Origin of the sequence: Anaerohalosphaera lusitana (assembly GCF_002007645.1) — a bacterium.
GTDB classification, from domain to species: Bacteria; Planctomycetota; Phycisphaerae; order Sedimentisphaerales; family Anaerohalosphaeraceae; genus Anaerohalosphaera; species Anaerohalosphaera lusitana.
Genome location: NZ_CP019791.1, coordinates 3,416,062 through 3,439,023, shown reverse-complemented (window position 1 = coordinate 3,439,023; position 22,962 = coordinate 3,416,062). Strand labels below are relative to the sequence as shown.

Here is a 22,962-nt window from a genome sequence, read left to right as displayed (position 1 = left end):
TTAGCTGGTTTGGGTTTTTACCAGTTTCTGGAATTCGGCGGCGAGGGCTTTTGTGTATGGGCCGGGGGTTGCGTTTGCGATGGGGTGTTCGTCGAAGTGGGTTATGCCTGTGATGTCGGTGGTGGTGACGGCGAGGAAGAGTTCGTCGGCTTTTTTGGCCTGGCGGGGGGTTATGGTGCGTTCGATGACGGTGAGGCCTGCGGCGGGGGCGATCTGTTCGACGATGCGGCGGGTGATGGATGGGAGGATCTCACGGCCTAGCGGGCGGGTGATGAGGTGACGGTTTGAGGCGTCGATCATGAAGAACGCGCTGCCTGCACCTTCGGTGATGTCGCCTTTTTCGTCGACGAGGATTGCTTCGTCGCAGCCTTTTTTCTTTGCTTCCATGCGGGCCATGACGTTGGGCAGGAGGTTGAGTGATTTTATGTCGCAGCGTTTCCAGCGGATGTCGGGGTAGGTGGCGACCTTTACGCCGGCGGCTTTTCGAGCGGAGCAGTCGCCTATTTCGGTGACGGTGAGGAAGAAATTGGGTGCGAGGTCGGGGGAGGGGGCGTGTTCGCGGCGCTCGGAGCCTCGGGTTACGTGGAAATAGATGCGGGCGTTGGGAATTTCGGCCTGGGCGAAGGCGGACCGGATGGTTTTGCGGACGTGGTCGAGGTCGAGGCCGGTGATCTGGATCTCGCGCATGCTGCGGGCGAAGCGGGCGAGGTGGTCGTCGAGGGCGAAGATTCGGCCGTCATAGCTGCGCACGACTTCGTAGACTCCGTCGCCGAAGTATGTGCCGCGGTCGAGGTATGCGGGGTCGAGCTGGGTGAGGGGGATCTGTTTGTCGTTGATGACTGCGATTTCCATATCGTTGCCTCGGTTTACATAATTTATCAAACTGCTTTACAATTTCAGTGCTGCTGGTCTCGCTGGCCTTGAGATTGCCACGTCGCTTCGCTCCTCGCAATGACAGAGGGCGTTAAGAATTTTTTACAGCCTTACATCGCTTCAGTGCTGCCGGGCTCGTCGGCCTTGAGATTGCCACGTTGCTTCGCTCCTCGCAATGACAGAGGGCGTTAAGAGTTTTTTACAGCGTTACTTCGCGTCAGTGTTGCTGGTCTCGTCGGCCTTGAGATTGGCTCGTCGCCTTCGGCTCCTCGCAATGACGCAGCGGGGCTGAATTGCCTCAAGTTGTCTTTTTGGGTCGGCTATTAAAAGGGCATATTTTGGCATGAGCGGGGTGGATTTGCAATAACTGGTTGGAAAAAATGCGAGTATTGCGATAATTTGCTTTACAAGTTGGTTGAAAATGCTAGAATGCCCGACTATTCTGTTTTGAGCGAAGAACCAGAAAAAGGAGAAGTTTATATGTACGCTATAATTGAACAGGGCGGCAAGCAGTTTAAGGTAGCCCAGGGTGACGTGATAAACATCGAGCTCACTGAGGCCGATGCGGACGCGAAAAGTGTAGAGATCGACAAGGTTCTGTTTGTCAGTGACGGCGAGCAGGTCAAGGTCGGTACGCCTTATCTTGACGGCGCGAAGGTTGTCGCGAGTTTTGAGACGACCGCTAAGGACGCAGTGGTTAAAGGTCCTAAGCTGTATCCTACGCATCTTCGCCGCAGGAAGCACAGCCGAACGCGAATCGGCCACAGGCAGAAGTATATGCAGGTGACGATCGACGCGATCGAGGCGTAAGTGTCTGCAATTGCCGGACTTGCGGGCACGCGGGTTTGGTGATATATACTGAATCGATAAAAACAACAAGTCCGGCTGGCGATGGTCGGGCTTGTTTTTTGCGCGCTGCGGTACCTGGTGGGCACGATGATTGGGTTGCTGGCATGGGCCAATTGTTTTGGATTGGATCTGCGGTGGGTTGGTTTTGGTTAGCGTAATCGTTGCGATTTATGCGGTTTGCGTTGAACAATTGAGCGGAAACAGTAGAATATTAACCGCGAAAGCTGCAGTTCTGATCGGATGTAGGTGCCATTTGGTTTCGATTGGCCGGGTAATTTTAGAAACATAGCTTGACAGTCGGGCGGGGTTAGTGTATTTTCTGGTGATTTATTTAAGGATGGTTGCGGTGCAGGTGCAGCCTGGATGGAGATACAGACCTTTTGCGGCGGTTTTTGAGGCCGAATAAGCGATACTGAGGTTTGACAGTTACACAGATCGGACGCTGAAAAGGGGTCTCTTTCATAATGAGAGTGGAAGGGACCCCTTTTTTGCGGAGTGAATTGAAAGGTTTTGGTTACTGATGAAAATAGTTGTTGCCGGAGCTAAAGCGTCAGGTAAGTCTACGGTGAGCAAGCTGCTTGCCGAGAGGCTTGGGCTGCGCTGTGTTGAGGCGGACGAGAAGATCAGTGAGCTATTCAGGGAGTGGACGGGATTTGAGTGCAGTTGTGCGGAGATATGCCGGAAGGTCGGTGAGGCAGAGTTTCGCAGGCTGGAGGCTGAGGCGGTCGAGAAGCTGGGCGAGGAGGACTGGTGTGTTGTTTCGCTTGGCGGCGGGTCGCTGATGAATCCGAAGTCGCGGCGTGTGCTGCGGGGCGGGGCGTTGTGGCTTTATCTGGACGGTTCGGCAGATGTGCTGTGGGGCCGAGTTATGGGCGGCGGAAAGATTCCGGCCTATCTGGATGGGTGCGAGGATCCGGCGAAGTGTTTTGCCGAGCGCGTCGAGAAGATACGTGATGTGCTGCTTTGCCGGGCGGATTGCGTGGTTGAGGTTGACGAGCGGACGCCGGAGGAGGTTGCGGATGCTGCGGTCGTGGAGATCGAGGCAGAGCTTGGGAGCCGGAGCGGGGCGGCGAATACGTTCGGCGAGGTGATAAAGCTGACGACGTTCGGTGAGAGTCACGGGCCGATGATCGGTGCTGTGCTGGACGGTGTTCGGCCGGGCGTGGAGATCAGTGAGGAAGATATACAGAAGGAACTTGACCGCAGGCGGCCGGGGCGGACGAAGATGGCGACGCAGCGGAAGGAAGATGACCGGGTGCAGATCGTGTCGGGCGTTTTTGAAGGGCGTACGACGGGGTGTGCTATCGGGATGCTGATAAAGAATAAGGACCAGAAGAGCGGTCATTATGATGACCTGAAGGATGTATTTCGGCCGGGGCATGCGGACTTTACGTTCTGGCGAAAGTACGGGTTGCGGGATCATCGGGGCGGGGGGCGGTCGTCGGGAAGAGAGACGGCTTGCCGGGTGGCTGGCGGTGCTGTTGCGAAGAAGCTGCTGGCTGAGCGGGGCGTGACGATAAGGACGTGTACGCTGGCGGTGGGGAAGGTGAAGGCTGAGCGGTTTTCGTGGGAGGATGCTGAGGCGAATCTGCTGCGGTGTCCGGATGCGAAGGCGGCGGAGCAGATGGAAAAAGAGATACTGGACGCGCGGTCGGCTGGGGACAGTGTCGGCGGTGTGGTTCAGGTGCAGGTTGACGGGCTGCCGGCAGGATTAGGTGATCCGGTATTTGCGAAGCTGGATGCGAGGATCGCGCAGGCGATGTTTTCGCTGGGCAGCGTGAAAGGGCTGGAATTCGGGAGCGGATTCGGCAGTGCTGCGATGCTGGGCAGTGAGAACAACGATGCGATGAGCGGTATGTCGTTCGAGAGTAATAACGCGGGTGGGATATTCGGCGGTATCAGTAATGGTGAGCCGGTTGTTGCGCGGATGGCGGTTAAGCCTACGCCTTCGGTTTCGCTGGAGCAGAGGACGTGCGATACGGCTGGGCGGGACAGGACGATCGAGATAAAGGGGCGACACGATCCTTGTATTGTGCCGCGTGTGCTGGTGGTGATGGAGTCGATGATGGCTCTGGTGCTGCTGGATGCGTGGGAGATACAGGAGAGGATACGGCCCGGTTGGTCGGAGTGATATAAGAAGGATGCTCTTTGGGAAATTTGGTGTTGATGCGGCTGGCGAGGCGTGGGTACTCGCGACTGAGTCGTCGCTCGCTTTTTTGCGCCATGTTTGTTTTGTTGGGCGCGTTTGCGGGATGCTGTTGGGAGCGTGCATGTGTGCTCGCAGCATTCTCTGGATCCCGGATCGGGGTCCGGGATGACAACCTTAGGCGCTGCTCGCGTTTTTTTGTGTGCATGCGTTTGTGTGCGGCCTGTTTTTTGTCGGCTGGTTGGTGCGGCTGGCGTGGCGTTCTCTGGGTCCGCCTGCGGCGGATGACGGGGGGGCGCTGATTTGGCAGTGTGCGGGCATGAAACAGGTGACTGTCCCTAGTTTTATGCGACTGGCGGATAATAGAAGAAAAGGGAGTCGCTTTGCGACGGCTGTTTTATGGTGGGGCCGCCTGGGGCGGATTACAGTAAGGGCGGGCCATTAAGAATCGCGGGCCTTGAGATTGCGGCGTCGCCTTCGGCTCCTCGCAATGACATTTTTCGTGCGGGAGGGGCGTGATAGTTCGCGGCGTGATAATCGGTCGCGATGTTGGTTGGATTGCAGGTTTAGTTGATTTGCGTTGAGGTGACGGCTTTGGTGCTGTACTCCGCATTTTAAGATAGATTCGCAGAGAAGTTTATTGGAGAAAGATAATTATGAGTAGTAAGACGACTTGGAACGGTATTACGCTGCCGGAACATATTCAGAAGATCGTGGATGAGGCGCCGAAGGTGCACTTCGCGACGAAACCGGAGCAGTTGGTTGAGCTGTGCTGCGGCAGTTATGACAATAAAGAGTGGGACGTTGAGTATGAGTTGCCGGACGGGAGTACGGTTAACGAGGCGCATGTGGTTCGCGTGAAGAATGGTATTTCGGCGAACTATCCGGAGCCTTATATGAGAAGGCGCGATCCGAACTGTATGCTGATCGCCGATGACCTGGAAACCGAGAAGGAACTGTACCAGGATCGTTTTGGTGTTCCGTTTGAGGGTATGCGTCAGCGGACGTTCGACTGGCTCAGTGAGCAGGAGATCGCTGTGTTTGCGTTCGAGATGGGTCAGCCTGGTATCGGCGGTGATGCGATCGCGGTTTGTCCTGCGAATGCGGCGTTTTTCGCGTTTGGTCTTGCTTTGCTGCAGGGGCTGGTGGACGTTGAGAAACTGGGACGTGAGTTCAAGCCGAGCACTGTTATTTATGTCGCTCCGCCATTCAGGCATACGGATTTTGACGGCAAGCAGGTGGTTGTTCACAACCGCATCGAGGAGCACGAGATATTCTCTTATAATCTGTATCCGGGTCCGAGTGCTAAGAAGGGTGTTTACGGTGCGCTGATCCGGCAGGGAAGCGAGCAGGGCTGGGTGACAGCTCACTGTTCGGCTGTTCAGGTGATGACGCCTTATGACAACCTGGTGACGTTTATGCACGAGGGTGCGAGCGGGGGCGGTAAGAGTGAGCTGCTTCAGCAGCCGCATCGACTGCCAGATGGGCGGATCATGATCGGTAAGAATATCGCGACGGGTGAGAAGCAGTTTATCGAGATCGCGAGGACGTGTGATCTGCATCCGCTTTGTGACGATATGGGGCTTTGTCATCCTGACTACCAGGAGGGTGACGGCAAGCTGTGGCTGATGGACGCTGAGGATGCGTGGTTCGTGCGTGTGGATCATATTACGGAGTACGGTACGGATCATGATCTGGAGAGTCTGACGGTTGCGCCGTCTGAGCCGCTGCTGTTTTTGAATGTTGATATGGCGCCGGGTGGAACGGCGCTGATATGGGAACATATCGAGGATGAGCCTGGCGTGCCTTGTCCGAATCCGCGTGTGGTAATACCGCGTAAGATCGTGCCGGACGTTGTGGAAGGCAAGATGTCGGTGGACATTCGCAGCTTCGGTGTACGGATGCCTCCATGTACGGCTGAGAATCCGACGTATGGTATTATCGGATTGCTGCATATTCTGCCGCCAGCGTTGGCGTGGCTGTGGCGTCTGGTTGCCCCGCGTGGACATGCGAATCCGAGTATCGTTGATACTGGCGGTATGAGCAGTGAGGGTGTGGGCAGCTATTGGCCGTTCGCTACGGGTCGGAAGGTCGATCAGGCGAATCTGCTTTTGAGGCAGATCGTTGACTCGCCGAAGACGAAGTACATTTTGATGCCTAATCAGCATATCGGTTCGTGGAAGACCGGCTTTATGCCTGAGTGGCTGGCGCGGGATTATCTGGCGCGTCGCGGCCATGCGAGGTTCCATTCGGATCAGCTCACGCCTTCGCGATGCAGTCTTTTGGGTTATTCGCTGGACAGCATGCGTATCGAAGGAAGGAACATCGCGAGGTGTCTGCTTCAGGTCGATCAGCAGCCAGAGGTCGGCAAAGAAGCTTATGATGTCGGTGCAGAGATGCTTCGCAAGTTCTTCCATGAGCAGGTCAGCGGTTTCCTTTGTAAAGATCTTGACAAGCTTGGTAATGAGATCATCGAGTGCTGTCTGGACGGCGGCAGTGTTGGTGATTACAAGAGCATCCTCGATTTTGATGACACCGCGCCGCGGTAGCGGTAGGGTAGAATTATGAAATCTTTTTGGGCCTAAAGGGGATTGGACCTATGAAGAATCGCTGGGTTGTACTGGCTGCGGGAATCGTTATACAGATCGTGCTGGGCGGGGTGTATGCGTGGAGTACGTTTACGCCTGCGTTGGTGGAGAACTACGGGCTGGATAACGGGCAGTGCGGGCTAATATTTGGCTTGATCATTGCCGTGTTTACGGTGGCGATGACGCAGGCGGGACGAGTGCTGCAGAAGAAGGGGCCGAAGTTGACGGCCGGGATCGGCGGATTGCTGTTTCTGGCGGGTTACTTTGCGGCTTCTTTTTCGGGCGGTAATTTTATCGTTCTGCTGTTGAGTCTTGGTGTTGTGGCTGGTGCTGGTATCGGGTTCGGCTATGTTTGTCCGCTGTCTGTGGGGATGAAATGGTTTCCGAATAACAAGGGGCTAGTGACGGGGATCGCTGTTGCGGGTTTCGGCGGGGGCGCGATCGCGTTCGCGTCGGGCGGCCAGGCGATGCTTGACAATGGATATGACGTGCTGACGATATTCAGGCTGATCGGGCTCGTTCTTGGCGGTCTGGTGTTTGCGGCGGCGATGCTGCTGGCCGAGCCTGACGGCGAGAAGAAGGCCGGCGGTGAGGATGGGGAGGGCATCAAGCGGTTCGTGTTCTCGCGGAACTTTGGGCTTATTTCGCTCGGTATGTTCGCTGGTACATTTGCGGGTCTGCTGGTGGTCGGTAATCTCAAGTCGATCGGTCTGTGGCGGGGTTTGACTGCTCAGCAGGCGGTTTTCGCGGTTTCGCTGTATTCGGTCGGTAACGCGATAGGCCGTATCACCTGGGGGCAGATACATGACCGGTTCGGGTATCGGACGATCGTGCTGTCGCTGTCGTTTATGGCGATTGTGCTGGCGGCGCTGCTGGTGCCGATGGGTGCGAACGCGTTCGTGGCTGTTGCGTGTCTGATCGGGTTCGGATTCGGTGCGTGTTTCGTGGTCTATGCTGCTACGGTTGTGAACGAGTACGGCACGGAGCTGTTCGCGAAGCTGTATCCGATATGCTTTCTGGGGTATGGTCTGGCTGGGCTGGTTGCGCCGGGAGTTGGGGGCAGGATATACGACGTGACGCAGAGCTATTCGGGTGCGGTAGTGCTCAGTGCTGTGATAGTGGTAGCTGCGACGGGTGTGATCGGGTTGTGGCTCAGGCCCGGCAAGCAGCTTGTTGTTGAGAGCGGGGAAGTCAAGGAAACGGATCTCGAGCCGGGCGAGGATATGAAGACTGGGTGAGGCAGGTCCTATTTTGATGAACTAAAAGCGTTCTTGATCTGAACGCCTATTTTGAAGGCTGAGGCTTTATGGAACAGCTTGTAACATCAGATTTTAAGCTGGGTATAATCGCGGGCGGTCAGTTGGGTAAAATGCTGGCGCTGGCGGCGAGCAGGTGGGACGTTAAGACTTATATCCTTGACTCGGATGACCATTGTCCGGCGTCGACGGTTTGCACTCGTTTTGTTGAGGGGGACTACAGGGATTTCGAGAAGGTGTATGAGTTCGGCCAGCAGGTCGATATGGTCACGTTTGAGATCGAGAACGTGAACGTCGAGGCGTTGCGCAAGCTAAAGCAAGAGGGCAAACGCATTTATCCTGATCCTGAGGTGCTGGCGATGATCCAGGACAAGGGGGTTCAAAAGCAGTTTTATCTGGAGCACGGGATCCCGAGCCCGGCATTTGTGCTTTGCGATGGGCGGGAGCAGGTAATCAAGAGCATCGGTGAGGGGGTGCAGTTTCCATTTGTGCAGAAGGCCCGGAAGGCTGGCTATGACGGCAAGGGCGTAGTAGTGGTTCGCGGTGAAGGTGATCTGGGTAAATTGCTTGACGTTCCTTGTGTCGTCGAGCGTGCAGTGGATATCGACAAGGAGCTGGCTGTAATCGTCACGCGTAACGGCAGGGGTGAGATGGCGTGTTTTTCTGCGGTGGAAATGGTTTTCAATCCCGAGGCGAATCTTGTCGAGCTGCTTGTGAGTCCTGCTGAGATAGATGCGGACGTTCAGGATCGGGCGATAGAGCTGGCGCGGCAGGTTACCGAGAAATCCGGGATCCAGGGGGTGTTGGCGGTTGAACTGTTTCTGGATACCGACGGAGAGTTGTGGGTGAACGAGGCGGCTCCGCGGCCGCACAATTCGGGGCACCATACGATAGAGAGTGCGATAACATCACAGTATGAGCAGCATCTGCGGGCGATCTTCAATTTCCCGCTTGGGAGTACGGATCTCAAGCGGCCGGCGGTTATGATGAATCTGCTGGGAGATAGGGAGCATGAGGGGCCGGTAAGATATGAGGGCCTGACGGAGAGTATGGCGATCCCGGGGGTGAAGGTGCATATTTACGGCAAGAAGGAGACGCGGCCTTTTCGGAAGATGGGTCACGTGACGATAGTGTCGCCTACTACGGACGAAGCGAAAAAACACGCGGTGAGAGTGAGGGATTTATTGAAGGTGAAATCATGACAAAACCAAAAGCAGCGATCATCATGGGTTCGGATTCGGACCTTCCTGTAATGCAGAAGGCGCACGAGATATTTCGTGACTTTGAGGTGCCGTGTGAATTGACGGTTGTGTCGGCACACCGCACGCCGGACAGATTGTTCGAATTTGCCCGGGGGGCACATGAGAGGGGTATCGAGGTGATCATTGCCGGTGCGGGGGGTGCGGCTCATTTGCCGGGGATGGTGGCGGCGATCTCGCCTCTGCCGGTGATAGGTGTGCCGATCAAGTCGTCGAATTCGATCGACGGGTGGGATTCGGTGCTTTCGATTCTGCAGATGCCGGGCGGGGTTCCGGTGGCGACGGTTGCGCTGGATGGGGCGAAGAATGCGGGGCTGCTTGCGGTGCAGATGCTGAGTATCGGCGATGCCGGGCTGCGTGAGAAGATGCTGGAGTATAAGAAGCAGTTGAAGGAGTCGGTGATGGAGAAGGTGAGCAGGCTTGAGTCGAAGATGGGTAATCAGGCTGGTTAAATTTGGTTGGGGGATTCGGGGATCAGCGTATTTGCATGTTGCTTCCGTTGGCTGATGTTTGGTGATGGACCAGTTTTAGGCGCATAAGAAAACCCCGCGAGCGATATGCTTAGCGGGGTTTTTTTGGATTGATATGCCCAGGACTGGAGTCGAACCAGCACGAGGTATTAACCCCATCAGGCCCTCAACCTGACGCGTCTGCCTATTCCGCCACCTGGGCAAGAGACCGTGCATTTTACGCAAAAGCTAGCTGTCCGCAAGTAAAAACTGGCGGAATATGGGAAGGTTTTTGTGTGGGCAGTCAGTATTGAAGGTCCAGGACGAAATCGGGGCTGAACGAGGTGGTTGCGGTGGTGTCCGTGGATGTATTCTGGGGCAGGTCGAGGGGCAGAATCTCCGTGTCGCTTGTGGAGATATGGAGAATCGCGGAGGAGTTTTCGGTTATATTGCGGCGTGTCAAGATGGCGGTATCGGTGGTTATAATGGGGAAAGTGCTTGTTTTGCGGGTTTCGCGGAGTTCGGGCCAGATGCGCGTATCGGGGCCGAGATCGCAGCATTGCTGGTAGGAGGTTACGATCGGCGCATTGGTGGTGCGGTTTAGTATGCCTACGGTTTTCGATGCTGCTGTTGATAAGACGAAGGCAAGGCAGCAACACAGGTATGCCGTGGTGCGCATTTCATCCTCCCTACTAGATTTCATCACCCTTGTTTTACGTGAAGGCCGCCTCCATGCAACCGGGCTATATCATACTGAAATGGTGGGTGAAAGTAAAGGCGGTTGTTGTGTCCAGTTTGATTTCTAGCGGCCTTTTTGGCCGTCGTAGAGGAGGATGTGGAGCCGCTGGGACATTTTGAAGCCGGTTTTTTCGCATATCTGGGCAACAAGCTGCGATTTTTGCAGGTATTCGTCGCGGGTGGAGGCCTGGGGCATGAAGAAAACTTTGTAGGGGTTGACGTTGTTGAGAGAATCTAGCAGTTCGGCGATCTCGTCGAGGTCTGCGGGGGTGTCGACGACGAATTTTAGCTGGTAGTCGTAGTTGTCGATCAGTTTCTGGAGTATTTCTGGGCACAGGCGTGCAGCGTCGTGCGGGGAGGCGAGTTCTGGGTCATCGGGGGTGGAGTTGGAGAGCTTGGGGCTGATGCTCATGAGGTCGCAGGGGATGTTTTCGTGGTAGTGGATGCCGCAGGTTTCGATGGTGACGTGCATGCCGGCGTGTTCGAGGGCCTGAAGGAGGTGAGGTGTGTCTTGCTGGGCGAGTGGTTCGCCGCCGGTGACTATGGCATGGCGGGTTGGGTATTCGGATATTTCAGTGAGTATTTGCTCGGGGGTGCGCGGCTGGCCCGCTGTTGTCGGGCAGGCGTATTTGGTATCGCACCATCGGCAGCGCAGGGGGCAGCCGGCCAGGCGTATCAGTGCGCTGGGGGTGCCGGCGAGTTTGCCTTCGCCCTGGAGACAGTAGAATATTTCGTTGATAATCATCGCGGTAGTATGGCAGGAAAGGGTGCGGATTGCAAGAGGGTTGGTGGGTTTTTGTGGTGTTTGGTCTGGGTGGATTGGTGTTCTTACATTCGTTTGAGAACTGGGCCGCGGCAGGAACTAACAGCACAACCTCTGACGAGCTTTTTGGATAGCCCATTCTCGGTTGACTGTTACTTTCTGCCGCTGGTTTTGCAGTAAAATAGAACCTTTGTGGCGAAATTTCTTTGAATGCGGCTGCGTTTTCAGGATAATTGGTCAATGTTGTTGATACTGAAAAAAAGGGGAGCAATAGAAATGATCAAGCGTAATACTGTTTTGGTTCTTGGGGCCGGTGCGAGCATGCCTTATGGATTTCCCAGTGGTGGGCGACTAAAGGCAGAGATTTTAAATGACTTAAATAACGACCGAGAGCCTTTTATCAGGCATAGTTTTCCCGAAGGTTTGGTTATAGAATTCTACAAGCGATTCGCCAGGTCTGGGCAATCATCAATTGATGCTTGGCTGGGTAGAAGTGGCCATGAAGATTATCTTGAAATCGGGAAATGGGCCATAGCTAAAAGGCTTCTGGGGTATGAAAAAACAACCGCTCTTTTTGATAAAATCAATTTATCTTATCTGAAGACCGTGCAGCAAAGTTGGTACCATAAGCTCTACAACGCTTTGGATGCTCCCTTTGATGAGTTTGATCAAAATCAATTATCTGTGGTAACGTTCAATTACGACAGGTCGTTTGAGCATTTCCTCCATACTGCTCTTAAGAATGACAATTGCGGCAGGAGTGGTGACGAAGTTGCTGAGAAAGCAAGGTCTATTGAGGTTGTTCACGTACATGGCCAGCTAGGTTATTTGCCTTGGCAGAATAGAGGAGGCGTTGTGCCGTTTGACTCTGAGGCAGAGCAAAAGCACATCAACGAAGCAGCCAAGCACATAAAAATCATACATGAGGCTTCTGATGAAGATGGGGAATTTGAAAGAGCGAGGGCGCTTTTAATTGAAGCGGAAATGGCGATTATTCTTGGTTTTGGATTTCACCCTGAAAACCTTACAAGACTTGGATTAAAAAACCTAAAAGATCGGCGATCGAAAGAAGGAAAGAGAAATCTGACAATTTGGGGGACCTCTCTAGGCCTTGCAAATCAAGACAAGCATGTTGGGCATGAGCATTTTCACAAGTTATTGCCAAGACTGGATGATCGTTTCAAGAATAAAACAGTATACCAGCTTTTGCATGATCATGTAGTTCTTCAGTAATTCCATGAAAGAGTTAGTCGGCGTATTGGACTGGGTCGGTCAGGTTTGCTTGCTGGAAGCCTCGGAGACGCAGTTTGCAGGAGTCGCATCGGGCGCAGGGTTTGTTGTCGGGGTCGGGGTCGTAGCAGGAGTGGGTGAGTGAGTAGTCGACGCCGATGGAGGTGCCGGTTTTGATTATGTCGGCTTTGGAGAGTTTGATTATTGGGGTGTGGATGGAGTATTTTTGGGTGCCGGTGACGGCTGCGGCGGTGGCGAGGTTGGCCATTTTTTCGTATGCGTCGATGAATTCAGGGCGGCAGTCTGGGTATCCGCTGTAGTCTGTTGCGTTTACGCCTATGAAGATGTCGAATGCGTCGAGGACCTCGGCCCATGCGAGGGCGTAGCTGAGGAAGATGGTGTTGCGGGCGGGGACATAGCTGATGGGGATGTCGGAGGTGTCGTCGATGTCTTCGCGGTCCTTGGGTACTGCGAGGGTGTCGTCGGTGAGGGCGGAGCGGCCGAACTGTTTGAGGTCGATGTCTATGATGCGGTGTTCGGCGACGCCGAGCGAGGCTGCGACGCGGCGGGCGCATTCCACTTCGACGTTATGTCTTTGGCCGTAGCGGAAGGTCATTGCATAGCAGTCAAAACCCTCGTTTCGGGCTATGCCGAGGGTGGTTGCGGAGTCGAGGCCGCCGCTGAGGAGGACGACAGCTTTTTTTGTGGATGAAGACATTCGGTATCCCTTGCAAATTCCGTGTGATACAGTATTATTAGATGTTAGGGCGATTAAATAACAGGCTCTTAGTATAATCATTTTTTTTTGCAGGGGCAAATTTTATGTCAGATAAGCCGGTTTTGGAATTCTTTGATAATCCGCGTCCGGAACGCGATTACACGATAACGATACGCTGTCCGGAGTTTACGAGCGTGTGTCCGAAGACGGGTCATCCGGATTTTGGTACGATAACGATAGAGTATATACCCGAGGCGAAGTGTTTGGAGCTGAAGGCGCTGAAGTATTATATGCAGAGCTACCGGGATAAGGGTATATTTTACGAGAGGCTGACGAACGAGATACTGGACGATCTTGCGGCTGGGTGTGAGCCGAGGTGGATGAAGATCACGGCGAGTTTTACGCCCAGGGGCGGGATCACGACGGATGTGGTGGCGGAGACATCTGCGGAGATGGGCAAGAAGTAGTGCAGATTTTGTAACTGCGAATGACTGCAGGCGGAGGAGAACGGTTGTCGGTGAATGAGTTTGAAAGGAGCGGCTAATGACTATTGGTTTTGAATGCGAGAGTTGCGGCAAGAAGGTCAAGGCTCCCGACAATGCAGGCGGCAAGAAGGGTAAGTGCCCGTTCTGCAGTCATCAGTGTTATGTGCCGGCGGGTGATGATGCGGGTGAGGAACTGAAGCTGGAGCCGATCGAAGAGGAGGAAGAGCGCAGGCAGCGGGAGCTGGATCGCAAGGCGTTCGCGATACAGCAGGGGATACTCGGTGAGACGAGCATGGGTGAGGAGAGCGGTGAGGCTGAGGAAGGGTATAATCAGCGGGAACTGCTGCGCAACATTATACTGTATCTGCGTGAGATGGCCGGCGGAGAGCTGAACAAGGCGTCGGAGCGGCTTGGCGAGATACGCAAGTGGAGCGAGCAGGCGAAGCAGATAACCGCGAGTATGATGCGGACGGATCAGACGGAGGCGGAGCTGGCGGATATTTCGCCGAGGGTGCTTGTCGGACTCTTGAAGGATCTGCGGGCGAAGCTTGATTAGGGGGCCGAACCTTATATACGGGCCGGTTTAGACCGAGCTTGCGGATGTTTGATAATGATTGGGGCGGTATGAGGTTTTCGGGCGCGGCGGTTTGTCGTCGTCTGTTTTTTTGTTTTGAGGGATCAATGGGCGATAAGGTTATAGTTGCCAGGGATGTGAATAAGAGTTACGGGGCCGTTCGGGCGGTGAGCGATCTGTCGTTCGAGGTTGAAGAGGCGAAGTGCTTCGGGCTTCTGGGGCCGAACGGTGCGGGTAAGACGACCATGATGAAGATGGTGTACGGCAAGAGTGTGGGGGATAAGAACGGGGTGGGGGAGCTGAAGATCTTTGGGTATGAGCCGCCGAAGGAGGAGCTGCAGATCAAGTATCTGTCGGGGGTTGTGCCTCAGGAGGACAATCTTGACGAGGAGCTGAACATACGGCAGAATCTGCTGGTGTATTCGAAATTTTACGATATGCCGGAGGATAAGGCGAAAGAGCGGATCGCTGAGCTGCTGGAGTTTATGGAGCTGACGGCGAGGTCGAAAGCGAGGATACGCGAGCTTTCGGGCGGGATGAAGAGGCGGCTGGTGATCGCGAGGGCGCTTTTGAACAGGCCGAGGCTTTTGATACTGGATGAGCCTACGACGGGGCTTGATCCGCAGGTGCGGCACGTGATATGGGACAAGATACGGCAGTTGAAGAAGCAGGGGACGACGGTGCTGCTGACGACGCATTATATGGAGGAGGCGTTTCAGCTTTGCGATCGGCTGCTGATAATGCACAGGGGGGTGAAGGTGATGGAGGGTGTGCCGCGGAGTCTGCTGCGGGACAATGTGGAGCGGTATGTGTTGGAGCTGTTCGAGCATCCGCCGGTGGGGGATCTGCTGGGCAAGGAGGTGCTGGATCGGGTGAGAGTGGAGGTTGCGGGCGATGTGACGCGGCTGTTCAGCGAGGATATGGATCTGCTCAAGACGGTCGCGGATGAGATCGGCGGGCATTACTATATGCGGGAAGCGAATCTGGAAGACGTTTTTCTCAAGGCGACGGGGAGCACACTTGGCGCACAGCAATAGGACAAGAGAATATCCGCCGTTGTATAAGCGGCTTTACAGTGTTTGGTATCGGCACATGCGTACGTATACGCGGCATATCGTGAGCAACGGATTTCCGCCTTTTCTGGAGCCGATGATCTTTCTGGCGGGAATCGGGCTGGGGCTGGGCAGATATGTTGATGAAAACGTGCAGGGTCTGCCGTACATAGAGTTTCTGGGGACGGGGCTGCTGGTGACGACGGCGATGTTTACGGCGGCGTATGAGTGCAGTTTCGGGACATTCATAAGGCTGGAGTTTGATAAGGTTTATGACGGGATGCTGGCTGCGCCGATAACGACGAACAATCTGATAGTGGGTGAGATGCTTTGGGCGGGGACGAAGGGGCTGTTCTTTTCGTTCGCGGTGCTTTGTGTGCTTTCGGTATTCGGGGTGGTGCCTTTGCCGGCGAGTCTGCTGGCGCCGGTGATGGGATTTGTGACGGCGTTTATGTTCTCGACGATGTCGCTGTTTATTGCGTCGTTCGTGCGGACGATCAATCATTTTAATTTTTATTTTACGGGCTTTATATCGCCGATGTTTTTCTTTTCGGGCGTTGTTTTTCCGGTGACGAATCTGCCCGATTATATTCAGCCTTTTTCGCAGTTGGTGCCATTGACGCATTCGGTGAATCTTGTGAGGGCGATTTGCACAAACAGTTTCCATTTGGGGCTGTTATGGGATATACTGTACATCGTGGTATTCAGCGTGGTGTTCGGGCTGCTGGCGGTGAAGCGGCTGCGGACGAGGCTTGTGAGCTGAGGGCAGGACCAGAATTTACAAGGATGTGATATGGTTAAGAATTTTTGGGCAGGTTTGCTGGGTCGGTATGCGAGCGGGATTTTGACGGTTTGTCTGTTTGCTTTTATGGCGGCTGGGATAGCCGGCTGTGATACGTGGGGTCAGGAAAGAGTTTCCAAGCCTGAGTTTTCATGGTCAGTTCCCGGTAAGTCGGTTCAGGGCCGGCCGATCGAGTGTCTGTCCATGGGGAATGGCGAGCGGACGGTTCTGGTGATGGCGACGATCCACGGTGACGAGTTCGCGGGCACGCCGCTGGTGAGAAAGATGATCGATCATCTGAACAAGAATCCTCAGAAACTGGCGCGACTGCGGGTGGTTGTGATGCCGATGGCGAATCCGGACGGGTATGCGCTTGGGCAGAGATACAATGCGAACGGGGTGGATCTAAACAGGAATTTCGAGGCGGAGAATCGTGTCAACAATGAGGTGAACGGTCCGAGAGGGCTCAGTGAGCCCGAGTCACGTGTGATCAGGGATATTATCAGGTCATATCGGCCTGAGCGGATCATTACGCTGCATCAGCCTTTGGAGTGTGTGGATTATGATGGACCGGCGGGGGACGTTGCGTATGCTATGGCGCGGTGCTGTGATCTGCCTTTGAACAAGCTGGGGTCTAGGCCCGGCTCGCTTGGTGCGTATGCGGGTGAGCGGCTGAGTATTCCGACGGTGACTGTTGAGCTTCGTGAGGAAGATTCGCAGAAGAGTGCGGATGAGCTATGGCGCGCATACGGCAGAATGCTGCTTGCCGGGGTCTTCTACCCGGAGCCCGTTACTGACTTTATCGTCGCCAAGTGATTCTTTTTCCTGCCGGTCGACGGGTTCTTGAGGCTGAGAGGGCTTGTCTTCGGCGAGGGCCGGGGTTTGTTTGATCGACTGGATCATTGCGTGGTCCTTCTGGAGGCTGCCGCCTAGCTGGCCGAATTCGATCGCGGCTTTTTGCCATGACCAGTCCTGTTTATGGACCCTGTATGCGGCGCAGAGGGCGCCTGCACGATGGTTTCCTCCATGGCAGTGGATGTAATAGGGGCCTTTGTCCGAGGTTATGGTTTCAATGTATCGGGTGAATGTTTCTGCGGGGATCGCGCCATTTTCGAAGGGCATTTCGATAAGGTTTATACCGAGGTCCTTTGCGAGTCTTTGCTCGACTTCTGAGGGGGTTATGGTGATGATCGTCTTGACGCCGTAGCTCTGGAGTTTTTCGATGCCTGCGCGGGCGAGTATTTCGCCGCCGCGGTAGAGGTCGTCATTGTATTTTACGACGTAGCCTTTGATTCCCTTGAGGTAGCCGAGGACCTCGTACGTGTCTGTCTCGCGGGGCATGTCCGGGTTTGTGTAGGCGGTGGTTGCGCCGGTTACCGCTTTTGTCTGTGGTTCATCCTGTTTGTCACAGCCTGCGGTTGTAATAAGTGCGAGTGCCAGGGTTAGTATCGCAATTCTCTGTATAGTCATATTGTCTCCATGTGTCGTTTGTGATCTTGGGAGAGGATTCTAATCAATCTTCGGGTGCTCGTCCAGAGTTTTCAGACTTGCTTTATATGGACGGGTGCATCACAATATTTAGGCACAGTCTTTTATAGCATATTCCCATAAATCGCTGTGCAGTGCGGTTCTGACTTCCAGCATAGCGGATGCTCCTTGTCGGCTCCACCGCATCCCTGAGCTCTTCAGGCGGGCCTGCACAACGGTTTTGCATGAACTTTCTATCGGTCCGCTGTCCACGCGAAGCCCCATAGCCAGCAATTTCGGATAGTCGATCCGCTCAATCCGCCGAGACAGGAAGTTGATCAGCTTCGACAAGGCCTCGGCGTCTTCGCTGCTCGCAACCCGGCTTTTGCTGATTCGCAAGCTCCTGATCAGTTTTTTGGGCCCCTTATCTCGAAGTACATGACAGTATTTGCTTCGCCAGCGATTGCTCCTCTTCGAATTTTCACCGTAAAGCAAACTGGCACACTCGCCAATGTGCTGACAGCAGTGCCAGTAATCAACTACTTGTTTTGCATTAGGAAGATTGCTTTTTATATGCCTGTGAAAACCTTCCGCACCGTCCATTAAAAACGTCATGTCTTTGGCTTTCGATGCTCCAATCCGAATCGCCTCACGACGGGCAAGAGAGCCGAACTGCTTGATCGGACCGAGCACAGCACGATGGCTGACCTTACTACAGGCGTCATCCTCGTAACGCAGAAGTTTGACTTCCTTCCACCCTTCACGACGTACGTTTATCAACACTCCGTCGGCATAGCCATACAGCTTACTGCCGGCAATTTCGTCCCACTTCCGGTCGTCGCTGCTGCAATCACGGTTTTGTCTGATAGAGCCTGAAACCGCCAATATCCGCCTTCTCAGCGATTCGTGAGATATATGAATACTGAAGTCTTGACGCAAAAATCGGCTAACCTCTTTATAAGGGCCACTTGCCGTATGACGCAATACCAGCTCGTTGGCGATCCGGCTGTATTTGCGGCCGCTGCTGACAAGATTGCTGATCGGCTTGCTGCTGCCGCAACTGCAATGATAATAAGTGCCGGTAAGACTTATATTGCCACGCTTGGTGATGAACTCGTAGGATTTGCTGCCCTTGTGTCTCATTTTTTTTTACACTTGCCGCAACGCCGGTAGTCCGAATCAGTCTGGGATTTTTCCAATGCCGTCTGGATAGCCTTTCGCTGCACATCCTTGAGTAAAGGCTCAAGCGTTCTGACGATCTGATCATCGCTGACATCCAGCAACGTCCCATTAGCCGCGGAATCGAGCTCGTCGTGGAGCTCCTGGCAACCCTTGCGAAATTCGGCAACCGCTTCTTCAATCCAATCCTGCTGTGACATGATATACCTCGAAAAATAACCTTTTCTCTAAGTTATACCATATCCAAAATGTTCGCGCCACCTTTTTTTGATGCACCCTATATGGACCCTGACGCGTTCGTGTTCAATTCTAATCTGAGCGTATGATCCGTCGCGGAGTGAGCCGGGGTTGACGAGGGTTGTTCTGCCGATGTGGTCGGTGCCGGGTGCGTCGTGGATATGGCCCGAGAGGGCGAGGAGGGGTTGGGCCTGTTCGATGAAGTCGCGGATGTTCCAGCTTCCGCCGTGGTGGTTGTCTCCGATGGAGTCGACGGCGGTGTGTCTGGCGGGGTAGTGGGCGACGAAAATGAGATTATTTTCTGCATGTGACATTTCTGCGATGTGATCGAGGCAGACCTGCAGTTTTTCTTCAAGGCTGCAGGCCTGGTCATTGCGGGAGCAGGGTACGTGGGCTCCGACGCCGGTGAGGGTGAAGTCGGCGTGTTTTCTGGTCTGGCAGTGCAGGTTTATGTTCTGTTCACGGAGGTATTCGTCTACGGCGGCGGTATCGCAGTTGCCGGGGACGGCGAAGATGTTGGGATTGTGGCGGCGGATGGCTGTGATTACCTCGGCGGTCTGGGTTTTGCCCTGGAAATTGGTGATGTCGCCAGCGATGAGGACGAGGTCGGATGAGGCCAGGTCGCTGAGCAGACTTTTGCTCGAATTTAGGGCTTCAAGTGAGCCGTGGATGTCGGATAGTGCTGTAATAAGCATATTTGTCATTTTCCTTTACGAATAATGGTCGGTATTTGATTCTAGAATACGAGTTCGGAAGAGTCAAATCGTAATTCCTGTAGTAAGTTGCGGGAAATGCCGTTATAATAACAGGTCTGAATGATTTCATAAGAACCCTGAAATAAATATTTGAGCCAGGAGCAAGTTTAATGATCGTAGTAATGAAGCCCGGGGCGACGAAGGAGCAGATACAGCATGTGGTCGACGTGGTTAATGATTATGGATTGAAGGACCATGTTATTTACGGTACTGACAGGACGGTTATTGCGTGTCTTGGCGATAAGCGGTCGGTTGATAAGGGTGCGATCGAGAATGCGCCCATGGTAGAAAAAGTTGTTCCTATATTGGCGCCCTATAAAATGGCTTCACTTGAGGTTAAAAGAGAGAAATCGATCATCGAGATCGGTCCTGAGCGTTTTCCGCTGGGTTCGAACAAGGTTGGGATCATCGCGGGTCCTTGTGCGGTTGAGAGTCGCGAGCAGTTGATGGCATCGGCTCGGGCCGTGAAGAAGGCAGGGTGTATCGGCCTTCGAGGGGGAGCGTTCAAGCCGCGGACCAGTCCTTACAGTTTCCAGGGGATGGGCGAGGAAGGTCTCAAGCTGCTGGCTGAGGCTCGCGAGGAGACAGGGCTTGCAGTGGTGACGGAGGTTATCGGACTTGAGCAGGTTGAGGTGGTCGCGAAATATGCGGACGTTCTGCAGGTCGGGGCGAGGAACATGCAGCATTATCCGCTGCTGGAGGCGCTGGGCAAGGTGGACAAGCCGGTGCTGTTAAAGCGTGGTATGAGTGCTCGGCTGGATGAGTTTCTGCTTGCAGCGGAGTATATTATCAGCGCGGGTAATGGGAAGGTGATTCTTTGCGAGCGCGGTATAAGGACGTTCGAGGAGTATGTGCGGAACACGTTGCCTTTGACGGCGGTTGCGGAATTGAACGATAAGACGCATCTGCCTGTTATCGTGGATCCTTCGCACGGGACGGGGCACGCGCACCTTGTGCCTTCGATGAGTACAGCGGCGGTAGCGGCTGGGGCGGACGGGCTGATAATCGAATGTCATCCGGATCCTGAGCACGCTACTTCGGACGGGGCCCAGTCGATAACGCCTGCGTCACTGGATAAGCTTATGAAGAGGCTCAAGCGGGTTGCGCAGGCGATAGACCGTGATCTTTAATTGACAGGTGCCGACCGGCGATATGAAGATATCAAAGCTGTTGAAATCTGTGAGGCTATATGGGGCCGCGAGGTGGGGTGCGGACCGGTTTCTTTCGGCCGGCGAGTTTTTGAAGCGGTGGGTTTACAGGTCCGTTTGCAGGCGTGAACTGCGAGAGAGGGAGGTGCTGGAGGAAAGGCCCGCGGTTCTGGTGGTCATGTGTGCGGGAGGGATAGGTAACGTTATCGAAGCGACGCCGTTGGTGCAGGCGCTGCGTATCCGGTGGCCGAAGTGCAGGCTGACGATATTGACGCCTTATGAGGATATGTTCGGTGAGTGGTGCATCGTGGATGAGGTTTGCAGTGATCGGGCGGAGCTGGCGGGCAGGCGGTTCGATTATACTTTCGTGCCTTTCTGGGGCTGGCACGGATTTCCGGAGAATGAGGTGGGGGATGGTTTTGAACGGGGTGAGGTTTTTGTTTCGCGGCCTGCGCTTGGTAAGTGGTTCCTGCGGAACGAGCGGGATTACAATGTCGATCTTGCCAGGCGGCTGGGGTATCGCGGGCCCGCGCCATGGTCGTATGTGAATGTGAGAAAGCCTGCGGTTGCGGATGAGTTGGCGGAGCCCTGGCTTTGCGTGCTGCCTGGCGGGAAGACGGATGACAGGTGGCGGTGGAAGAGGTGGCCGAATTATGCGGAGCTGATCGGGGTGGTGCGGAAGGAATGGCAGGGGTGCAGGGTTTGTGTGGTTGGGACGGAGGATGATGAGGTAGACGAGCGAGTTTTTGAGGATGAGATGGTGGTCGATCTACGCGGGAAGCTGAGTCTGGCTGAGTCGGCGTGGGTTTTGAAGCATTCTGCGGGGGTGGTTGGTAACGACTGCGGGCCGATGCATATGGCGGATGCGGTGGGGGCGCGGGCGGTTGCGATATTCGGGCCGACGTGCGTTGTGAAGAACGGCGGGCGGGGTAAGAACGTGGTGATAACGGCGGGTGAGGGTTGTCAGCCTTGTCAGTACGGCGAGGAGCTGACTGAATGCGAGGCGGGGGAGTGCATGCGGGAGCTGGGGGCGGAGAGGGTGTTTGCGATGGTGCGCGATGTGCTGGGGCGGTATCTACAGGGGTGAGTCGGGAGTGTTTTCAGCAGATTTGTGTTCCTCGATTGTTCGGGCTATTCGTACTGAGCCGCCGCAGAATTTAACAGCTTCGCCTCCAAGGAACTTTATCGGGGTCCATTCTCGGCGGACTTTGGAATTATACGGCTGAGATTACTTATCCATTTAATGCATGTGATTCTGTGCGCAAGAAAAAGGTGCCGGTTTGCGGCCGACACCTTTTGAGTTTGCTGCTGTTGTTTGGGGCTATATTCTGTAGTCGCGGTTTGCGGGGTGTTCGGTGATATAGGCGACGATCAGCTTGATGATGTTGTCCATGTCGGAGATGGAGATCATTTCGACGGGTGTGTGCATATAGCGGTTTGGGATGCTGATCAGGGTTGCTGCTGCGCCGCCGCGACAAAGCTGGATTGCGTTAGCGTCGGTGCCTGTTGCACGAGCCTCTGCTGTGATCTGGTAGGGGATCTTGTGCTTTTTGGCGGTTTTGAGCAGGGCCTTTTCGAGGACGGGGTTGATGTTTGCGCCGCGGTGGAGGTTGGGGCCTTCGCCGAGTTTTAGATCGCCGAGCTTTTTCTTGTCGGTGTCGGGATGGTCGGATGCGAAGCCTACGTCGATGGCGATGCCTGCGTCGGGGTTGACGGAGTAGGAGGAGGTTATCGCGCCGCGGAGGCCGAGCTCTTCCTGTACGGTCGCGACGCCGATGACGGAGATCTTCAGGTCCTTTTTCTTTTTGGCGAGTCTGCGCATGACTTCCGCGACGATGAATGCGCCTGCTTTGTCGTCCATTGCGCGGGAGACGATCTTGTCGTCGGTCATGCGGCGGTAAGGTACGTCGATTACCATGGGATCGCCGATCTCGACGCGTTTTTGTGCGTCTTCTTTGGAGTCTGCGCCGATGTCGACCCAAATGTTGTCCATTTTAACGCCTTTGCCGCGTTCGTCGGGGGTCATGTGGTGGATGGCTTTTCGTCCTATGACGCCGAAGACATTGCCTTTTTCGGTGAGAATCTTTACGCGCTGACCGATGAGGAGGGCCGGGTCCATACCGCCAACCTGTGCGGTGTAGATATAGCCATCCTTGTCGATGTGAGTGACCATCAGGCCGATCTCATCGATGTGGCCGGCGAGCATGAATTTGAATTTAGCCTTGGGGTTGAGTACGGTTATGGTGTTTCCGTGGGCATCTGTGATGAGCTGGTCGACGTCCTTTTTGACGTAGTCACGGAATACTTTTGCAGCGGGTTGTTCAAAGCCGGACGGAGAGGGGGCCTCGAGGAGCTGCTGGAGGAACTTTTCAGAAGTCTTGTTCATTTTTTTTAATCCTTTCTTTAACGCTGTAA

Annotated in this window: 23 protein-coding genes and 1 tRNA gene; 14 read left to right on the top strand and 10 right to left on the bottom strand. The window is 54.6% G+C overall.

The window, feature by feature from the left end:
• The gene (locus STSP2_RS13880; RefSeq protein ID WP_146663345.1) at positions 1-852 is read right to left on the bottom strand and encodes an aminotransferase class IV; all 852 of its coding nucleotides are present in this window, start codon (positions 850-852) and stop codon (positions 1-3) included.
• 501 nt (positions 853-1,353) lie between these two features.
• Between STSP2_RS13880 and rplU the strand changes: the two genes are divergently transcribed.
• The 6 genes from rplU to purE all read left to right on the top strand — a co-directional run bounded on the left by rplU (position 1,354) and on the right by purE (position 9,423).
• Positions 1,354-1,683: a 50S ribosomal protein L21 gene (rplU, locus tag STSP2_RS13875; protein ID WP_146663344.1), complete on the top strand. Its 330-nt coding sequence runs from the start codon at positions 1,354-1,356 to the stop codon at positions 1,681-1,683.
• A 559-nt stretch (positions 1,684-2,242) separates the two neighbouring features.
• Positions 2,243-3,853, top strand: a complete 1,611-nt coding sequence (gene aroC, locus STSP2_RS13870) for a chorismate synthase (RefSeq protein WP_146663343.1) — start codon at positions 2,243-2,245, stop codon at positions 3,851-3,853.
• A 671-nt stretch (positions 3,854-4,524) separates the two neighbouring features.
• The gene (locus tag STSP2_RS13865) at positions 4,525-6,417 is read left to right on the top strand and encodes a DUF4914 family protein (protein WP_146663342.1); all 1,893 of its coding nucleotides are present in this window, start codon (positions 4,525-4,527) and stop codon (positions 6,415-6,417) included.
• Between the two features lie 50 nt (positions 6,418-6,467).
• Positions 6,468-7,694: an MFS transporter gene (locus tag STSP2_RS13860; RefSeq protein WP_146663341.1), complete on the top strand. Its 1,227-nt coding sequence runs from the start codon at positions 6,468-6,470 to the stop codon at positions 7,692-7,694.
• Positions 7,695-7,762: 68 nt separating this feature from the next.
• Entirely contained in the window at positions 7,763-8,914 is a 1,152-nt protein-coding gene (locus STSP2_RS13855; protein WP_146663340.1) for a 5-(carboxyamino)imidazole ribonucleotide synthase, read from the top strand.
• Entirely contained in the window at positions 8,911-9,423 is a 513-nt protein-coding gene (gene purE / locus STSP2_RS13850; protein ID WP_146663339.1) for a 5-(carboxyamino)imidazole ribonucleotide mutase, read from the top strand. Before STSP2_RS13855 ends, purE begins: the two co-directional genes overlap by 4 nt.
• Before the next feature lie 134 nt (positions 9,424-9,557).
• Here purE and STSP2_RS13845 read toward each other — a convergent pair.
• From STSP2_RS13845 to STSP2_RS13835, 3 genes are all read right to left on the bottom strand, one after another.
• Positions 9,558-9,643 (bottom strand) — tRNA-Leu (locus STSP2_RS13845).
• 81 nt (positions 9,644-9,724) lie between these two features.
• Complete coding sequence (locus STSP2_RS13840) at positions 9,725-10,099, bottom strand: hypothetical protein (protein WP_169853230.1); 375 nt, start codon at positions 10,097-10,099, stop codon at positions 9,725-9,727.
• 123 nt (positions 10,100-10,222) lie between these two features.
• Positions 10,223-10,903, bottom strand: coding sequence for a 7-carboxy-7-deazaguanine synthase QueE (locus STSP2_RS13835; protein ID WP_146663337.1), 681 nt, complete (start codon positions 10,901-10,903; stop codon positions 10,223-10,225).
• A gap of 294 nt (positions 10,904-11,197) precedes the next feature.
• Here STSP2_RS13835 and STSP2_RS13830 point away from each other — a divergent pair, with 294 nt between their 5' ends.
• A complete protein-coding gene (locus STSP2_RS13830) occupies positions 11,198-12,154 on the top strand; it encodes an SIR2 family protein (RefSeq protein WP_146663336.1) in 957 nt (318 codons plus the stop codon).
• Between the two features lie 13 nt (positions 12,155-12,167).
• On the opposite strand, the gene queC is transcribed toward STSP2_RS13830, so the two are convergent.
• Complete coding sequence (gene queC, locus STSP2_RS13825) at positions 12,168-12,869, bottom strand: 7-cyano-7-deazaguanine synthase QueC (RefSeq protein WP_146663335.1); 702 nt, start codon at positions 12,867-12,869, stop codon at positions 12,168-12,170.
• A 104-nt stretch (positions 12,870-12,973) separates the two neighbouring features.
• Between queC and queF the strand changes: the two genes are divergently transcribed.
• The 5 genes from queF to STSP2_RS13800 all read left to right on the top strand — a co-directional run bounded on the left by queF (position 12,974) and on the right by STSP2_RS13800 (position 16,577).
• Positions 12,974-13,336, top strand: coding sequence for a preQ(1) synthase (gene queF, locus STSP2_RS13820; protein WP_146663334.1), 363 nt, complete (start codon positions 12,974-12,976; stop codon positions 13,334-13,336).
• 76 nt (positions 13,337-13,412) lie between these two features.
• Positions 13,413-13,910, top strand: coding sequence for a hypothetical protein (locus STSP2_RS13815; RefSeq protein ID WP_146663333.1), 498 nt, complete (start codon positions 13,413-13,415; stop codon positions 13,908-13,910).
• A gap of 125 nt (positions 13,911-14,035) precedes the next feature.
• Entirely contained in the window at positions 14,036-14,965 is a 930-nt protein-coding gene (locus STSP2_RS13810) for an ABC transporter ATP-binding protein (RefSeq protein WP_146663332.1), read from the top strand.
• The gene (locus STSP2_RS13805) at positions 14,949-15,743 is read left to right on the top strand and encodes an ABC transporter permease (RefSeq protein WP_418202198.1); all 795 of its coding nucleotides are present in this window, start codon (positions 14,949-14,951) and stop codon (positions 15,741-15,743) included. The genes STSP2_RS13810 and STSP2_RS13805 overlap by 17 nt, the downstream gene beginning before the upstream one ends.
• A gap of 30 nt (positions 15,744-15,773) precedes the next feature.
• The gene (locus STSP2_RS13800) at positions 15,774-16,577 is read left to right on the top strand and encodes a DUF2817 domain-containing protein (protein ID WP_146663330.1); all 804 of its coding nucleotides are present in this window, start codon (positions 15,774-15,776) and stop codon (positions 16,575-16,577) included.
• On the opposite strand, the gene STSP2_RS13795 is transcribed toward STSP2_RS13800, so the two are convergent.
• From STSP2_RS13795 to STSP2_RS13780, 4 genes are all read right to left on the bottom strand, one after another.
• The gene (locus STSP2_RS13795; protein WP_146663329.1) at positions 16,497-17,231 is read right to left on the bottom strand and encodes a fused DSP-PTPase phosphatase/NAD kinase-like protein; all 735 of its coding nucleotides are present in this window, start codon (positions 17,229-17,231) and stop codon (positions 16,497-16,499) included. The genes STSP2_RS13800 and STSP2_RS13795 overlap by 81 nt on opposite strands.
• Positions 17,232-17,339: 108 nt before the next feature.
• Positions 17,340-18,371, bottom strand: a complete 1,032-nt coding sequence (locus STSP2_RS13790; RefSeq protein ID WP_146659665.1) for a transposase — start codon at positions 18,369-18,371, stop codon at positions 17,340-17,342.
• The gene (locus tag STSP2_RS13785) at positions 18,368-18,607 is read right to left on the bottom strand and encodes a hypothetical protein (protein ID WP_146659667.1); all 240 of its coding nucleotides are present in this window, start codon (positions 18,605-18,607) and stop codon (positions 18,368-18,370) included. The genes STSP2_RS13790 and STSP2_RS13785 overlap by 4 nt, the downstream gene beginning before the upstream one ends.
• Positions 18,608-18,634: 27 nt before the next feature.
• Positions 18,635-19,339, bottom strand: coding sequence for a metallophosphoesterase family protein (locus tag STSP2_RS13780; RefSeq protein WP_169853229.1), 705 nt, complete (start codon positions 19,337-19,339; stop codon positions 18,635-18,637).
• A gap of 170 nt (positions 19,340-19,509) precedes the next feature.
• On the opposite strand from STSP2_RS13780, the gene aroF reads away from it, so the two are divergent.
• Both aroF and STSP2_RS13770 read left to right on the top strand, forming a co-directional pair.
• On the top strand, positions 19,510-20,529 hold the full coding sequence (aroF, locus tag STSP2_RS13775) for a 3-deoxy-7-phosphoheptulonate synthase (protein WP_146663327.1): 1,020 nt from the start codon (positions 19,510-19,512) through the stop codon (positions 20,527-20,529).
• 22 nt (positions 20,530-20,551) lie between these two features.
• A complete protein-coding gene (locus tag STSP2_RS13770) occupies positions 20,552-21,634 on the top strand; it encodes a glycosyltransferase family 9 protein (RefSeq protein ID WP_146663326.1) in 1,083 nt (360 codons plus the stop codon).
• A gap of 234 nt (positions 21,635-21,868) precedes the next feature.
• Here the strand turns inward: STSP2_RS13770 and STSP2_RS13765 are convergent, their stop codons facing one another.
• On the bottom strand, positions 21,869-22,933 hold the full coding sequence (locus STSP2_RS13765) for a M42 family metallopeptidase (RefSeq protein ID WP_146663325.1): 1,065 nt from the start codon (positions 22,931-22,933) through the stop codon (positions 21,869-21,871).
• Positions 22,934-22,962 lie beyond the last annotated feature (29 nt).

What these genes read in the sequence shown, in the direction of transcription:
- STSP2_RS13810 (WP_146663332.1), top strand. Translation starts at nt 14,036, where the DNA reads ATGGGCGATAAGGTTATAGTTGCCAGGGATGTGAATAAGAGTTACGGG.
- queC (WP_146663335.1), bottom strand. Translation starts at nt 12,869, where the DNA reads ATGTCTTCATCCACAAAAAAAGCTGTCGTCCTCCTCAGCGGCGGCCTC.
- STSP2_RS13840 (WP_169853230.1), bottom strand. Translation starts at nt 10,099, where the DNA reads ATGCGCACCACGGCATACCTGTGTTGCTGCCTTGCCTTCGTCTTATCA.
- aroC (WP_146663343.1), top strand. Translation starts at nt 2,243, where the DNA reads ATGAAAATAGTTGTTGCCGGAGCTAAAGCGTCAGGTAAGTCTACGGTG.
- aroF (WP_146663327.1), top strand. Translation starts at nt 19,510, where the DNA reads ATGATCGTAGTAATGAAGCCCGGGGCGACGAAGGAGCAGATACAGCAT.
- STSP2_RS13880 (WP_146663345.1), bottom strand. Translation starts at nt 852, where the DNA reads ATGGAAATCGCAGTCATCAACGACAAACAGATCCCCCTCACCCAGCTC.
- STSP2_RS13815 (WP_146663333.1), top strand. Translation starts at nt 13,413, where the DNA reads ATGACTATTGGTTTTGAATGCGAGAGTTGCGGCAAGAAGGTCAAGGCT.
- STSP2_RS13860 (WP_146663341.1), top strand. Translation starts at nt 6,468, where the DNA reads ATGAAGAATCGCTGGGTTGTACTGGCTGCGGGAATCGTTATACAGATC.
- STSP2_RS13795 (WP_146663329.1), bottom strand. Translation starts at nt 17,231, where the DNA reads ATGACTATACAGAGAATTGCGATACTAACCCTGGCACTCGCACTTATT.
- STSP2_RS13855 (WP_146663340.1), top strand. Translation starts at nt 7,763, where the DNA reads ATGGAACAGCTTGTAACATCAGATTTTAAGCTGGGTATAATCGCGGGC.
- STSP2_RS13865 (WP_146663342.1), top strand. Translation starts at nt 4,525, where the DNA reads ATGAGTAGTAAGACGACTTGGAACGGTATTACGCTGCCGGAACATATT.
- STSP2_RS13790 (WP_146659665.1), bottom strand. Translation starts at nt 18,371, where the DNA reads ATGAGACACAAGGGCAGCAAATCCTACGAGTTCATCACCAAGCGTGGC.
- STSP2_RS13780 (WP_169853229.1), bottom strand. Translation starts at nt 19,339, where the DNA reads ATGCTTATTACAGCACTATCCGACATCCACGGCTCACTTGAAGCCCTA.
- STSP2_RS13835 (WP_146663337.1), bottom strand. Translation starts at nt 10,903, where the DNA reads ATGATTATCAACGAAATATTCTACTGTCTCCAGGGCGAAGGCAAACTC.
- queF (WP_146663334.1), top strand. Translation starts at nt 12,974, where the DNA reads ATGTCAGATAAGCCGGTTTTGGAATTCTTTGATAATCCGCGTCCGGAA.
- STSP2_RS13830 (WP_146663336.1), top strand. Translation starts at nt 11,198, where the DNA reads ATGATCAAGCGTAATACTGTTTTGGTTCTTGGGGCCGGTGCGAGCATG.
- STSP2_RS13800 (WP_146663330.1), top strand. Translation starts at nt 15,774, where the DNA reads ATGGTTAAGAATTTTTGGGCAGGTTTGCTGGGTCGGTATGCGAGCGGG.
- STSP2_RS13785 (WP_146659667.1), bottom strand. Translation starts at nt 18,607, where the DNA reads ATGTCACAGCAGGATTGGATTGAAGAAGCGGTTGCCGAATTTCGCAAG.
- rplU (WP_146663344.1), top strand. Translation starts at nt 1,354, where the DNA reads ATGTACGCTATAATTGAACAGGGCGGCAAGCAGTTTAAGGTAGCCCAG.
- STSP2_RS13765 (WP_146663325.1), bottom strand. Translation starts at nt 22,933, where the DNA reads ATGAACAAGACTTCTGAAAAGTTCCTCCAGCAGCTCCTCGAGGCCCCC.
- STSP2_RS13770 (WP_146663326.1), top strand. Translation starts at nt 20,552, where the DNA reads ATGAAGATATCAAAGCTGTTGAAATCTGTGAGGCTATATGGGGCCGCG.
- purE (WP_146663339.1), top strand. Translation starts at nt 8,911, where the DNA reads ATGACAAAACCAAAAGCAGCGATCATCATGGGTTCGGATTCGGACCTT.